Raw genomic sequence first — 15,216 nt, forward strand, 5'->3', positions numbered from 1 at the left:
TATAATTCAAATAAGGTTATTTATAACCGTGAGTTTTCATGAAGGACACATTAAATAAGAGACACTGAGTTATATTTTTCACATTAAATCTAGTAATGCTTCTTGGTTATATTACAGTTAGTTATTTCAATTATTCGCTTGTAATAGGTCACCTAGCAGGTGTTGTTAGTTTTTTATTTTTTTCTCTTAGTATAAGCTTGCTTTTTAGAGAAAATAAACAAAAAGAAGGTGAAAAAAGTATTAAAAAGACTAAATCAATCAAGGTTGTTTTATTTCTTTTAATTGCATTAGTAAACACTTTGATTATTTTTGGATGTGCAGGTCTCAATTATTTACTTAGAACTCAAAATCCTTACCAATCTATTGGCTTTTGACCAATAAATCTTATTACATTTGCTACACCTTACACTTTGATTTTAATATCAGCAATAGTGGAAATTGTTTTGGTAAGACTTGATCGTAAGAAAGGAAAAGAAGATGGACAGATTGCTCAAACTTAATTGATTTGGTTCAAGCAAAATCCAAGAGAATCAAATTTTTACTCTTGGAATTTTAATTGTCATTGTCTTTATTTTGTCAATTTTAATTTACATTGCAATTAAAAGACAAAAAGTTGAAAAAGCACCAAATCAAGCTTTAGTTTTAGTTGAATCAGCATTTGTTTCACTTGATACTTTTTCAAATGAAATGCATAATAAAAAGTTAGAAAAAGCTAACCCTTATTTTATTACGCTATTTATTTTCTTTTTATTTGGACATCTGCTTTCACTTTTTGGAATTGCACCAGTTGGAGGTGCTGTTAGCGTAGTGCTTGCAGCAACTGCAATTACATGAGTTGTTACAATTTCATTAAATATTTTTTATCAAAAAATTCATTTCTTTCTAAAATGTATTAATCCGCTTGAAATTGCAGGAATGGTAACTCCAATAATTTCTCTTACTTTCCGTATGTTTGGAAACATTATTGGTGGAGTTGTTTTAACTGTTTTAACTCATGCTTTTCTAAATCATATTTGAGGAAAAATTATTGGTACTGAAGTTTCAAAAGAATCTTGAAGTGTAATTAATCCTTTGGCAATTATAGTCACACCATTTTTAAATCTATATTTTGACTTTTTTGCCGGAAGTATTCAAGCTTTTGTCTTTATGACATTAACGATATCTTATTGATCTCAAGCAAGTGAAGAAAATGTAAAAGATAAACATCGTAAGAAAATTAAAGAATGAAAACAAGAAATTATTAAAAATAAAGAATCTGTTGGCGAAAAATCCAACGTTTAAGGAGAAAATATGAACATTGAACCTATTGTTAATGCATACCATTCTGCTAATGCTAGCGAAGGAAATTTAGCATATGGTCTTACTATGATTGCTGCTAGTTTAGCAATTGGTGGAACTGGAATTGTTTCACTTGGACAAGGTATTGCTGTTGCAAAAGCCGTTGATGCTGTTGGAAGAAATCCAGAAGCTACAGCAAAAATCCGTGGTCTTATGATTATCGGGCTTGCTTTCGTTGAAACTGCTTCAATCTATTGTTTTATTATTTCATTGCTTTTAATCTTTGTCTAGGAAAAGAAAATGCTTTTAAACAAAATTATGGCTGCTAAAAGTGGTGTTAGTGAAGAAATTAACAACACTTTTGCCAACCTTACATTCAGTTGACCATTCTTTGTTTTTGCTTTAGCAACATTGATTGTACTTTCAATTTTTATAACTCTTTTAGTGTACAAACCACTAAAAAAGATGCTAAAAAAACGGCAAGAATTTATTCAAAATAATATTGATGAATCAATCAAGGCTAAAGAAAAAGCATTGGAAACAAAAGAAACAATTGACAAACAAATTCTTGATGCGAATTTACACGCTAATGAAATAGTTGCGAGTGCAAAAAGTGAAAGTGAAAAGATAATTTTTGCTGCCACACAATCTGCTAATAAAAAGGCTGAAATCATTTTAGAACAAGCGAATTTATTAGTTGCAAAACACAAAAAAGAATTCGAATTGAAGCAAAAAGAAATAATCATGAACTCTGCCATTGAAATTGCGAAAAAGATCATTGGCAAAGAGTTAAAACCGAAAGATCATCAAGCAATGATTGACAAAATAATGAAAGAATAACATGAATGAAATTAATCAATTAATCCATAATTGATCTTTTGCCTTATTCGATTTAGCGTGTGAACTTAATAAGATCAAAAAAATGGCTGATGATGTAAGTGCTATTGAAAAAGTTTTAAAGCAAAATAAAGAATATCTGAACATTTTAGATTCATTCAATATTAATTCAAAAACAAAGATGAATTTAATTGATGAAGCTTTTGGAAAATTTGATGAAAAGATAGTTATTTTTATTAAATTAGTTTCTGAAGCACACATTGCAAAATTACTTTTAATTATCTTAAATAAATTCCTAGAACTTTGCAATAACAAAATGAATGTTAAATATGGTCATATCTACACAACCATTGCTTTAACAAATAAACAAATAGAAGCTTTTGAGAAAAAACTTTCAAAACAACTTTCAAGCGAAGTTCATTTAACAAACATTTTAAAACCAGATTTAATTGCTGGAATTAAAATCAAAATCGGGGATTATGTAATTGAAAATTCAGTTGATAATCAACTTAAAAATTTAAAAAAGTTTGTAGCAAAACAGAAAGGAGAAAAACATGACAATTAAACCAAATGATCTTTCTATGATTATCAAATCTCAGATCAAAAACTTTAGCAAAGAAATTAGTCAAGGTGAAGTGGGAAAAGTTATCACAGTTGGTGATGGGATTGCTTTAGTTAGTGGATTAAATGAAGTTGAATACGGTGAACTGGTTGAGTTTGAATCTGGCGTATTTGGAATGGCACTTAATTTAGAAGAACATCTAGTCGGTGTTGCTATTTTAGGTAATGACCTTGGAATTATTGAAGCAAGCAGTGTTAAGAGAACAAACCAAGTTATTTCAGTGCCAGTTGGTGATAATTTACTCGGAAGAGTTGTTGATGCTTTGGCAAAGCCAATTGATGGAAAAGGTGAAATTTATAGTACTACCAAACGTCCAATTTTTAAAATAGCACCTGGTGTTATGACGCGTGAAGAAGTAAATGATCCGCTTGAAACTGGAATTTTAGCAATTGATGCAATGATTCCTATTGGAAAAGGACAAAGAGAACTTATTATTGGCGATAGACAAACTGGAAAAACCGCAATTGCCGTTGATACTATTATTAATCAAAAAGGCAGAAACGTTTACTGTATTTATGTAGCAATTGGACAAAAATCTTCAACAGTAACTCAAATTGTTGACAATCTAACCAAGCATGGAGCAATGAAATATACAACAGTTGTTACAACATCTGCCTCAGATTCTTCGCCTTTACAATATATTGCACCTTATACAGGTGTTACTATCGCTGAAGAATGAATGCATCAAGGCAAAGACGTGCTTATTATTTATGATGACTTATCGAAACATGCTGTTGCTTATCGTACATTATCATTGCTTTTACGTCGCCCTCCTGGAAGAGAAGCTTATCCAGGCGATGTTTTCTATCTACACTCTCAACTTTTAGAAAGAGCTGCTAAGATGAATAAAGAAAATGGCAATGGTTCAATTACCGCCCTTCCTATTATTGAAACTCAAGCAGAAGATATTTCAGCATATATTCCTACAAACGTAATTTCAATTACTGATGGTCAAATATTTACTAAAGAAAGTTTATTTAATGCAGGTCAACGTCCAGCAATTGATGTAGGTTACTCAGTTAGCCGTGTTGGAAGTGTAGCACAAACTAAACTTATGAAAAAAGTTGTATCAAGCTTGAAACTTGAACTTGCTCAATATAATGAAATGCTTTCTTTTGCTCAATTTGGATCAGACCTTGATCAATCAACTAGAAATATTCTAGATCATGGTGCAAAAGTTTACAACTTTTTAAAACAACCTCAATATTCACCATATTCACTAACAAGTCAAGTTTTAATTCTTTTCTGTGCAAAATATCGTTTAACAAATCCAATTCCAGTTGAAGAAATTCAAAACTATCGTGATAAACTTTTAAACTTTTTTAAACAAGATGAACAATCAATGAAAGTTGCTGGTATGTTAACACAAGCAACCGACTTAACTCAAGAATTAGTTGAATTAATTTATGATCAAATTTTACGTTTTAATGAAAACTTTATTAAAACAATTGCTCATTACAATCCTGAAAATTACATCCCTGTACCAGAACTTCCATGAAGAGTTTACAAAAAATAAAGCATCGTATAAATTCAATTAATTCAACCAAAAAAATAACTAAAGCAATGCAACTTGTAGCAACTGCAAAATATGGAAAGATTAAAAACAAACTAGAAGATGTTAGTTTATATTACAAAACAGTTCAAAATGTCTTCTTTAACTTGATGAAAAATTCAACCCAAGATATTGATACACTTTTAAATGTAAAAGCTTATAAATTTGAAAAGTCACGTAATCTTTATATTATTGTAGGAAGCGACCTAGGACTTTGTGGAAGTTATAATTCCAACCTGATAAAAAAGATTAATGAAGAAGTAAAAGGCAAAGATATTTTAATTGTAATTGGATCAAAAATTCTTTCAATAATCAACAAAAACCCAAACTTCCATATTATTCAAACATTAACTCAAATTGGTGATAATCCAAGCTATGAAATCGCTCAAATAATTAGTCAAAAAATTTATGATGTCCTTGAAATCTCATGACTTAAATCTGTAAAAATAATTTATACAAAATATATTAATGCAATTAAATCAGAACCAATCGTAGAAGAAATTTTCCCTGTAACTTTTTCAAAAGAAAAAGAAGAAATTATAACTGATGAAAAAGATAAACAAACCTATGAACCAAGTGCTGAAAAAATTCTAACAACTTCATTCACTTTATTTTTCGAAGCTTCAATTTATAATGCATTGTTTAATTCAAAACTTGCTGAAACTTCTTCAAGAAGAACAGCAATGGAACAAGCAAGCGATAATGCTGAAGATTTAATCGAAGAACTTGAACACGAATATAACAATTCTCGTCAAAGTAAAATAACTCAAGAAATAACCGAAATTGTATCTGGAGCTAACAAATAAAAAGGAGATAAAAATGGCTACTAAAAAATTAACTGCAAAAACTGAAAAAACTACTGAATTAAAGAAGAAAATTAAAAAAACAACAGTCAAAAAAGCATCTGTAAAATCAACTAAAAAAACAACATCAAAAACTACTACAAAATTAATTAAACAAGATAGTAAAAATTATGGTGTTATTACTCAAATTTTAGGTGCTGTTATTGATGTTAAGTTTGAAGATAGAAAAACTCCAAATATGTTAAATGCTCTTATGGTTGTTCAAGATGATAAATTTGCTCCTCCTCAAGTTTTAGAAGTAGCACAACATATTGGGAATGACTCTGTTAGAACTATTGCAATGAACCTTACAATTGGGTTAAAAAGAGGAATGAAAGTTGTTGACTTAGGACGCCCAATTTCTGTTCCTGTTGGCAATCAAGTACTTTCAAGAATGTTCAATGTTTTAGGTGAACCAATCGATCAAAAAGGGGCAATCGAAAAGGCTAAGTTAATGCCAATCCATCGTCCCGCTCCAACTTATGAAGAACAAAAATCAACTCTTGAAATTTTTGAAACCGGAATTAAAGTTATAGACCTTTTAACACCATATATTAAAGGTGGAAAAATTGGACTTTTTGGTGGAGCCGGAGTTGGTAAAACTGTTTTAATTCAAGAACTAATTAATAACATTGCAAAAGAACATGGCGGACTTTCTGTTTTTGCCGGAGTTGGTGAAAGAACTAGAGAAGGAAATGACCTTTATCATGAAATGAAAGCTAGTGGCGTTTTAGAAAAAACAGCACTTGTTTTTGGGCAAATGAATGAACCTCCAGGGGCTAGAATGAGAGCACCTTTCTGTGCTTTAACAATGGCAGAATATTTTAGAGACGAACTTGGACAAGATGTTCTTTTATTTATTGATAATATCTTTAGATTTACCCAAGCTGGCTCTGAAGTTTCAGCACTTTTAGGACGTATGCCATCTGCCGTTGGTTATCAACCAACTTTAGCCACTGAAATGGGACAACTGCAAGAAAGAATCACATCAACTAACAAAGGCTCAATTACCTCAGTTCAAGCAGTTTATGTTCCGGCAGATGATTTGACTGACCCAGCCCCAGCAACAACATTTACTCACCTTGATGCTAAGACAGTTTTAGATCGTGATATTGCTGCTTTAGGAATCTATCCTGCAATTGATCCTCTTGCTTCTTCTTCAAGAATGATGGATCCAAATGTTATTGGTTTAGAACATTACAACACTGCTCGTGAAGTTCAAAGTATTTTACAAAGATTTAAAGAATTACAAGATATTATCGCTATTTTAGGTATGCATGAACTTAGCGATGATGATAAGAAAATAGTTGCTCGTGCAAGAAGAATTAGAAACTTTTTATCTCAACCCTTCTTCGTTGCAGAAAAGTTTTCAGGCATTAAAGGAAAATATATTCCATTAAAAGAAACTGTAAATTCATTTAAAGAAATTCTTTCAGGTAATTATGATTCACTGCCAGAAGAAGCATTTCTTTATGTGGGCACAATTGAAGATGTAGTTGAAAAAGCGAAAAGAATTGAAGGTAAATAATGGCAAAAGAAAAAGTACAAATTAACTTAATTATTTCAACACCACAAGGTGTTTATTTTGATGATTTAGTTGACATTGTTACTTTTAAAACTTCTGAAGGTTATATTGGCCTTATGCCGGGTGCTACTAAATTTATGGCCGCCATTGTTCCTTCGAAACTTTATATTAATTTTGAGAATACTGATAAAAGAAAAACCTTTTATGTAGATCATGGAATAGCTCAATTTAAAGATGATGTTTTATATCTAATTTTGAATGAAATTGATACAAATCCTCTTTCGAATGAAAGAAAAAAGATGATTGAAGATGCTCAAAAGAAATATTCAATTGTTGAAGAAATAAGAATCAAAAGAAAGATTCTTGAAAATAAAAAATAATAGCTTGACAGTCAACTTATATGTTGGCTTTTTTTATTGCAATTAAAAATTAAAAAGTGACTTTTATTAAGCCACTTTTTAAAAATTATCATTCTAGTAAAAATCGTCAATTTCTACTTTATCCATACCAGATCATTTTGATAAAGATTTAACTTTATTCATCTTCATGAATTTACCGTATCCACCTTCTTTTATAGTAAGAAGAATGTATTCTTTTTTACTTATTTCATTAGGTTTACCATCTTCAGTAACTTTGTATTTAAATTTAGTTAATAAGTTTTGTTCTGCTTGGTTATAACCTGAAGTGTATAAGATATGCATTAAACTATCCGGGGTGTAAGTATCTTCTTCATAGTAAGTTGATTTCAATACCTTGTTAACAAGATAGTTTGTAAATTGTCTTCTTATATGGTCATTATCAAAGTATTTTTTCATACCTCAGAATCCAGTTTGCCCTGCTGCTAATTGTAAAAAGTCTGCTTCTTGAACTTCTCATCATAATGATATTGAACTTCTATAAAGCCCGAAGTTTAAACCTTTAGCTTCTCTATCTTTAACTAAAGTTTCACGTCCATACATTTCAAAGATTGCATAGTTTATTATCATTAATAAACGGAATGTTGCTTTGTATGATGGCAGTTTTGAATATTTCTTAAAGTTTTCAACTTTAAGTTCAATTCCTGCTGCACTTGCTTCATTTGTAAATTCAGCACCAAGTAGTTGGAATAATTTGTCAAGTAATTTTAAAGGAGCAAATTCAAATGTTACTAAATCAGGGTCAGTTGGTGTTGAAGGAGGAGGTGTTGGGCTACTTCCCCCACTTCCCATGCTGCCTTTAATTAAGTCACGGAAATCAGCCATAGTAGTTCTTTTTTCACCCATGTTAATATTTCTTAACTTATTGTATAAGAATGATTCTTGTAAATCACTTTTTCCAACTAATAAGTTAATCAATTTAACAAGAGCAGGTCCATTAATAATTTTATCTTCACCAATTATTAAACTAGCTAGTCCAATGTCTGATTGGCCGAATACTGCTTTGATATCTTTAAGTGCAGCATTTACAAATTCCATTGGTTGTTTTAAATTGAATTTCTCTGCGTGTTTGATAAATTGAGTAATTGAACGATTTAAAACTTTCTTTTGGAATCATTCGTGGTCAACAACTAATGTACCAATTCTTTTAATTAAATCTTTTAAGAAATCTTTATCATGTTGATCGGTTCCAACTAATCCTAATTTGCTAATGATTAAATCGACTGCAATGTTTAGGATTTCTTCGTCATTTAATACTTCTTTAATAAATGCGGTTAAATTAAGTTTTAAGTTTGCTCTAGTTTTTTCAAGAGTTTGACCTATTGCTTTTCCTAAAGTTTCACCGCTAACCTTGCTTCCACCTAAAATATCTGCAAATAAATCGTTAATAAGCTTTTTAGCAATTGGAAGAGTAATTGCTTTATTAAGAATTTTTTGAACTGGAACGCCAAGATCTTTAACTATTAGAGTATCTAATTTTAAGTTTTTAATTTGATCAACTAGTATTGAATAAGCAACGTTTGATGCAACTGTTATTCCACCAGTATGTTCTGGTTTAGAAAGTGAACCATTTATTCCTTTTATAACAATATGTAGAACTCTTTCAATTACTATTAGAAGATCATCTTTATTATATGTTAGCGTTGCTAATGTATTTTTGCTCTTGCCAACTCTGCCGATAAATTCTTTAACAAAAGAATAAACTCCGGTTAATTCATTTTCTCTTTGCTTATCACTAACTTCAGAATCAGCTAGAGTTGTAATAATAATTTGTTGAATTTCTTCTTCTTTTACATATTTTGTAAGATCAATCGTTTTAAGTGCAGTAAGAATATTATTTATTACTTTTGCTTTATCAAAATTGTTATTATCATCAAATACTTCGGCACTTGCAACTGTATCGATTACACAATCTATTAAATTACCGATGAAATCAAATTGTGTAATTTTAACACTTACTCTTTTAATAAATGAAGCAACAAGTTCAATGTTTGCACTAGTTGTATCTAACTTGTATTTTTGAACAAATATATTAAGTACAAATTTGATTGTGTCTTTTCAAAGTTTTTGATCGCTAACTGCTTCTTTTAATGTGTTTACAATGAAGTTTCTAATTATTGATTTATTTTTCTCAGCAAAATATTTAACTAAATCATTTAAGTTTTTCATTGAATCAATTTCAGGATCTGTAATGTCTTTTAATGAATTCAGCAATCCATTTAAAGCATCATCAATAATGGCTGTTTCATCAACGATATGATTTAATTTTGCAGTTATTTTTTGAGCAAGTTCTAAACTTCCGCCATCAGTTTTTACAATTAAATCTTCAAGCTTTTTGGTTTCGTTTTTGATTAAGTTTTTAACATCAATTTTATTTAGAATATAAGTTTTGATTTCTTCTTTACTAAATAAGATGTGAGCTATTCTAATAAGTTCTTTGAATTCAATGCCACTTGTGCCATTAGCGTTTTTACCTAAAATTACATCCAATACTAATCTAACAAGTTCTGAATTTGAATTTGGATTTATATAATTTTTGAATAAAGTTTTAAATTCTTCACCAATATCTTTGAATGTTTTCTTGTTTGCAGGAAGTGTCTCAAAAGTATGCTGAATTTTTGATTTTAGATCTTTGAACAAGGCACTTTTTGGAATATTAGTAATTACATTTTTGATATAACTTGAGATTTTTAATTCTTCATCATCAGTAATTGTCGCCTTTGTTTCATTTTCAATTCAAACAAATAGTAGTTTGAAGCCTTTATTTCAAATTTCTTGGTTCTTTCCAAGTTCATCAATAACTATTTCAGGTAAATCAAATAATTTATTGTTTTTATTATCTTTTAATATAGCAACAAATAATTCTTCAAATGTTTCAAAATTATAGTTTTCACCCTTTTCAACTGTGTAGATCATTAAGCTATTTAAGAAGTCTATAATTCTTTTACTTTTAATTGTTTTGAAAAGTTCGTTGAACATTTTAGCAACAAATTCTTCAACGGTTTTTGAACTAGGATCTCCTGCTAAAAGTAGATTACTTAAACCATTTTTATTAATGTAAGTTGTAATTGGGCGAACAACAACTATTGAAGCAATGGTATTAACAAGTTCATTAATTAAACCTTTATCTTTTGAAATATCATTAGTAAAGTATTGAATTAACTTTTTAATGAAAGTTTTACCTTTTGAAGTTAAGTGCTTGTCTTTATTCTTGACAATATCGATAATAAGTTTTGAGATATGTTCTCTATATCTTCCATCAAGAATTCCATTAATATTTTCAGGCTTGAAAAAGGCTTGGCTTCTAAAAATTGAAATACCTAATTTTTCAAGACCTGAATCAAATTTGACTAGATTAATGCCATCAACATCTTGAAAGTCGGTTGAAATTATTTTTAACATTAAACTATGGTTTTTATCAAAACTATTTCCAAATTTATCTGGGTCATTAATTTTGCTAATAGTTTGAACTAAAACTTTATTAAAGTTTGCTTTTGAATCAGTTAAATTATTATGAATTTCAATGTATGAATTTGCAAGTGCTGCTAAAAATTCGCTTGATCAATTTGCTTTAGAACTATTAGTTACAAGTTTTTCTACAAAGTAAGCAATATCAGCTTTATCTTCATCTTGAATATCGTATTCTTCAGTTAGACTTGACATAATTTGGCTAACAATTAAACTTAATACTTCTGGTTTTTCTTTAAGAGTAGCTGAAAAAATCTCTAAAAGTTCATTTGCTTCAACTTTTAAATCATTAATTAAAAGTGAAATTGCTAAAGTAACTGATTTATCTTTTAGATATTTTTGAGGCGTGTCAATTAATTTTTCTCGAATTTTTTTAATAAATTCTTTTGCTTTATTAACTAAAGGTTCTGATTCTAAAAGTCCATTAAGGATTTTTGAATCGATATTAATTAATTTATTGATATTTTCTTTTGAAATAATATCATCAGCAAGTGCGTTAAATAGATTTTTTAAATCACTTTTATCAGTAGTTTTTTCGCTATAGTTTATTAAAAATTCGCTTGCAAGTTCGAAAATTGATTGTCAAGATGAAAATTCTTGATTAAAAATATTTTTAACATCTTGAATTGAAATTTTATTTAATAGTTTTTGTTTGAAAAGTTGGTTAACTTCACTATTAATTTTTAAGAATTTACTATTTAAAACTTTGCTTGTGAAGAAACTTTCAGCAAAAAGAACAAGAGGATGCACTTCTTTTTCGCTAGTTAATAATTTTTGAAGTTCATTGTAAAATGATTTAAAACTTTCCTTTTTAACGCCAATGGCTGCAAAAGCATTATCCATGGCAGCGATAACTAAGTTTTTATCTTGACTTGCTGCTTCAACTTCACTTATTTTAAATAAAGCAAGTCCATTTAAGTTGATTGATTTAATTATTTTTTGATTTTCAACATTAAATTCAAGAGGGAAGTGTTTTTTGAAAGTATCAATATTTTCTGCTGTTAAGCCAAGAACTAGAGACTTAATTGTTGATGCTTTTTGATTAAAATCAAGTGCTGTTTCATAACTTTCGCTAGCTTGAAGACCAGTTTCTTTCGCAGGAGAAATTAAGGTTGAAAAGTCATGTTTTCCAAGTGCCATTTTCATAAAAATTTCTTGAGCTTGCTTTTTGATTCCATTTAAATTCAAAGTTTCTGCGAATAAATTATCTGAGAATTTATTTACATTTTTTAGTAAATATTCTTCGCTTAAAGGCATGATAAAGTTAACTTGTTTACTTTTGGCAACGACTGCTAAATTTTCATTAATTTTTTGAGTTAATTCAAATATGTAATTTTTTTCAAAAGTGTTTTTAACAAGTTGGGCGAATTTTAGATTAGGAGTGTTGTAACCAATTATGTTTACGTTTATGTTTGGATTAATAGTTTTAATTTCATCAATTAAAGCCATAAATTTATTAAGAAATTCAACAACTTTATTATTATTTTCTTTTAAAAGTTTTTCAATTTCTTTTTTAAATGATTCATTTACTTCTTTTTTGTGAATTAGTTCAAACATTAAGCTGTTTAATTTCTTGCTATCAACTAAATCATTTCAACCTAAATTCAATGTAAGTAAATTAGCGTTTTTAATTTGATCTTTGAAGAAAGAAAAACCATTTTGTTGAGGAATAAAATCATTGAAAAGCTTCTTTGTTTTAGATTCTTTTTGAATTTTGCTATCTGAAACTTCTGCAATCTTTTTGTTTAATGCAAATGTTTGTTTGCTTGCATCTGAAAGACTATATTTAGTTGGGTTTATTAAGAAAAGATAATCATCAATTTTTGCTTTTGAAAGTGAGAAATTATAGAAACTTTTTAATTTAGTTTCTTTGCTTCCGGCAAGGTTAATTGATTCAGCTAAATATGATGACTGGCTTAAACCTTGAATTTGATTTGTTGTTGTATCTAAAAAGTTTGCTTGATCTTTTATTCCGTTAAGGTTTTGACCGCCACTTGTGTCATCACCAAGAGCAACAAATTTGACATCACCTTTAATAGCTCGCTGCCATTTGTTTACAATCTTGTTTGGCTTTTCTGGTTTATTTTCGTTACATTTTGCAGCAATAAGTGCAGGTGTTGTTGCAATAAGCAAAGAACTTAATAAGACCAGTTTTTTACCTCGATTTTGTTTTCTCATTTTATCTCCTATCCGATAGCGACATCTTCATAAATTCTTCTGTAATGTTCGCTTCTGCTTTTTCCGCGTCCTCAAATTAAAACAGTTTGTTGAATTCCAAGTTGTCCAATTATCATTCAAATAATTAAAAGAATTTTACTTGCTACTTTAGTTTGAGCAGTTAGTCCAACAGTTAGCCCCGAAGTTCCGAATGCTGAACAAATTTCAAAAAATGCATGAGTTAGATCATAAGTTTTACCATTTAAGGCATCATTTAAATTAGCATTTGAATATAGAATTAAGGTTCCAATAAGTATGATCAAGCAACCAATAACTAAAATATTAATTGCTTTGTATAAAGTTTCTTTGCCGATTTCTCTTTTAAAAGCGGTAACTCGTTTTTTACCAATAATCATGGTAATAATTGAAAGGAAGATTACTCCAATTGTTATACTTCTAATTCCCCCAGCAGTTGATACCGGGCTAAATCCGATAAACATTAAGATACCTAAAATTATAATACTTTGATGGTTAAAGTGGTAAATATCCACTGTGGCAAAGCCCGCTGAACGGGTTGAAATTGTTTGAAAAAAGATTGCTCATGTCTTTTCACCATGCGTTCCATAGTTTTGGTTATTTCAAAATTGGTTGTGAATTTTTGATGTTGCTGAGAAAGTTAATACTAGCAAGAAACCAATTGTTGTAACAAAAAGATAAGTTACTAATGAAAGTTTTGTAAATAAAGTAAATCTATGACGTGGGTTTCTTTTATCTAAACTTTTGATTTTTGAGTAAACATCATAAATTACTGGATAACCAATTCCGCCTAAAAAGATATAAATCATGGTGAAAATTTGTAAGGCATAATTTTTGTAATAAGGTTGTAAACTTTTACTTCCAATAATGTCAAATCCTGCGTTATTTAAAGAAGAAATTGTATGAAAGACACCATATCTAAATGAAAGTGAAAAGTTTTTATATGGATTTTGACTTTCAATTTCATAAGGGTTGAATTCACCAGGTTTAATTTTTTGACTTAAAGTCATTCCGTCTTCTCATTTTGGACCAAATTCGTATTTCTTATTATTAAAAAGTCCGTCGCCACTTGTATAAAATATCAAACTAAAGATAATAAAACCGGCTAAAAGTGCAATCAAAAGAAATGTAATTGAAACTTTTATGATCTTTTTAGTTTCACCAATATTATTTCCCCCGCCACGTTCACTCTGGATCTGCTCGCTATTAAAGATGTTTAGTTTAAAACTAAAAAGAGTAGTGAAGATGTAGAACTTTAAAGTAAAGACACCAAGTCCACCAATTAAAATAGCGATTGCAACTACTGCTTGACCAAACATGTTAAAAGTAAAAGCAATGGGCATCGTAGTGAGTCCAGTGTCGCTAAAAGCTGAAGCTGCCAAGAAGAAGCAGTTCATGTAAGTAACCTTTAAATTATTTTTAGTTAAATATTCTTTGTTATGACTAATAGGTCAATATAAAAGTAAAGATGCAATTAGAATCACAAGAATATAAACAATAAAAATATATTTAATAACGCCAAGCCTTTTAAAGAAATTAAAAAAGCGATTTGAACGTTTATGTCTTATTAGTTGTGCTTTCATAATAATGAAAAATTATACCACAAACACAAAAAAATAAAAAAACGCAAAATTCTTCATTTTATATTTATTAAAGTAGATTATTAAATAATTAAAAAACTGAAAATAATAGTAAAATAAAATAGTAATTAAGGGAGCTTAAAATGAAAAAAATTAGAACAATTTGCATTATCGGTGTAGGACGTTTTGGATCTGCAATTACTGAAGCTTTGCTAGCAGATCGTGAACACAAAATAAGACTTGCATTGCTTGACAAAGACGAAAAAGTTTTATCTAAATTTAAAGATGATGTTGATGAAATTTATGTTGCTGACACTGCTGAAAGAAAAACCCTTGAAGCTGTTAATATTGATAACTATGATGTTGTAATTGCTGCTAGTTCAGATAACATTGAAATAGTTGCTGCTTTAAGTGAAATTGGAGTTAAAAAAATTATTGCAAGAGCAACAAGCAAAAGACATGCAAATGTATTAAAACAAATAGGTGTTTCTACTATTATTTCGCCAGAAGAAGAGGCAGGAGAAAGGGTAGCACTTTTAGTAGCAAATCCTTCTTTCTTAGAATATTCTCAGGCATTGCATGAAGTACAAGATGGATTCGTTGTAGGGTCAGTAAACATTAAAAATCCAAAATTCTTTAACACTAAAATTAAAGAAATAAATGTAAGAAGTCAATATCAAGTAAATATGGTTTTAGTTAAAAGAGGTGTAAGTTCTTATATTCCTGATGGTGATTTTGTTTTACAAGAAGATGACATAATTACTATGATTGGCGAACCTGATGGTGTAACAAAAGCGTTTGATCTTTTCATGAATATTCAAAAATAATTCAATTGATAAATAAAGTTCTTGGTGTTCCAAGAATTTTTTATTAAAATTTCAAATTTATTCTTTTTTTAAGAAG

Annotated in this window: 12 protein-coding genes; 10 read left to right on the forward strand and 2 right to left on the reverse strand. The window is 29.1% G+C overall.

Going from position 1 to position 15,216, the window contains the following annotated elements; genetic code table 4:
* Window positions 1-38 precede the first annotated feature (38 nt).
* From R9C05_RS00555 to R9C05_RS00595, 9 genes are read left to right on the forward strand one after another with little or no spacing between them, the layout of a single operon-like run.
* The gene (locus tag R9C05_RS00555) at window positions 39-500 is read left to right on the forward strand and encodes a hypothetical protein (RefSeq protein ID WP_147437878.1); all 462 of its coding nucleotides are present in this window, start codon (window positions 39-41) and stop codon (window positions 498-500) included.
* Window positions 478-1,281: a F0F1 ATP synthase subunit A gene (locus R9C05_RS00560; protein WP_121940654.1), complete on the forward strand. Its 804-nt coding sequence runs from the start codon at window positions 478-480 to the stop codon at window positions 1,279-1,281. The genes R9C05_RS00555 and R9C05_RS00560 overlap by 23 nt, the downstream gene beginning before the upstream one ends.
* 9 nt (window positions 1,282-1,290) lie before the next feature.
* The gene (locus R9C05_RS00565; RefSeq protein ID WP_121940655.1) at window positions 1,291-1,569 is read left to right on the forward strand and encodes an ATP synthase F0 subunit C; all 279 of its coding nucleotides are present in this window, start codon (window positions 1,291-1,293) and stop codon (window positions 1,567-1,569) included.
* 9 nt (window positions 1,570-1,578) lie between these two features.
* Window positions 1,579-2,118: a F0F1 ATP synthase subunit B gene (locus R9C05_RS00570; protein WP_121940656.1), complete on the forward strand. Its 540-nt coding sequence runs from the start codon at window positions 1,579-1,581 to the stop codon at window positions 2,116-2,118.
* 1 nt (window position 2,119) lies between these two features.
* Window positions 2,120-2,680, forward strand: coding sequence for a F0F1 ATP synthase subunit delta (locus tag R9C05_RS00575; RefSeq protein WP_121940657.1), 561 nt, complete (start codon window positions 2,120-2,122; stop codon window positions 2,678-2,680).
* On the forward strand, window positions 2,670-4,253 hold the full coding sequence (gene atpA / locus R9C05_RS00580) for a F0F1 ATP synthase subunit alpha (protein ID WP_121940658.1): 1,584 nt from the start codon (window positions 2,670-2,672) through the stop codon (window positions 4,251-4,253). Before R9C05_RS00575 ends, atpA begins: the two co-directional genes overlap by 11 nt.
* Window positions 4,232-5,095 carry an ATP synthase F1 subunit gamma gene (atpG, locus tag R9C05_RS00585; protein WP_318613927.1) on the forward strand — a complete coding sequence of 288 codons (864 nt, stop codon included), beginning with the start codon at window positions 4,232-4,234 and terminating at the stop codon, window positions 5,093-5,095. Before atpA ends, atpG begins: the two co-directional genes overlap by 22 nt.
* A gap of 13 nt (window positions 5,096-5,108) precedes the next feature.
* On the forward strand, window positions 5,109-6,659 hold the full coding sequence (gene atpD, locus R9C05_RS00590) for a F0F1 ATP synthase subunit beta (protein ID WP_404810261.1): 1,551 nt from the start codon (window positions 5,109-5,111) through the stop codon (window positions 6,657-6,659).
* A complete protein-coding gene (locus R9C05_RS00595; protein ID WP_121940661.1) occupies window positions 6,659-7,036 on the forward strand; it encodes a F0F1 ATP synthase subunit epsilon in 378 nt (125 codons plus the stop codon). The genes atpD and R9C05_RS00595 overlap by 1 nt, the downstream gene beginning before the upstream one ends.
* Before the next feature lie 93 nt (window positions 7,037-7,129).
* Here R9C05_RS00595 and R9C05_RS00600 read toward each other — a convergent pair whose 3' ends face one another.
* Complete coding sequence (locus R9C05_RS00600; RefSeq protein ID WP_318613928.1) at window positions 7,130-12,718, reverse strand: hypothetical protein; 5,589 nt, start codon at window positions 12,716-12,718, stop codon at window positions 7,130-7,132.
* Window positions 12,719-12,726: 8 nt separating this feature from the next.
* Window positions 12,727-14,316, reverse strand: coding sequence for a TrkH family potassium uptake protein (locus R9C05_RS00605; RefSeq protein WP_121940663.1), 1,590 nt, complete (start codon window positions 14,314-14,316; stop codon window positions 12,727-12,729).
* 140 nt (window positions 14,317-14,456) lie between these two features.
* On the opposite strand from R9C05_RS00605, the gene R9C05_RS00610 reads away from it, so the two are divergent.
* On the forward strand, window positions 14,457-15,140 hold the full coding sequence (locus R9C05_RS00610; protein ID WP_121940664.1) for a potassium channel family protein: 684 nt from the start codon (window positions 14,457-14,459) through the stop codon (window positions 15,138-15,140).
* Window positions 15,141-15,216: the final 76 nt, after the last annotated feature.

The sequence above is a fragment of the Metamycoplasma subdolum genome (assembly GCF_033546815.1).
Taxonomy (GTDB): Bacteria; Bacillota_I; Bacilli_A; order Mycoplasmatales; family Metamycoplasmataceae; genus Metamycoplasma; species Metamycoplasma subdolum.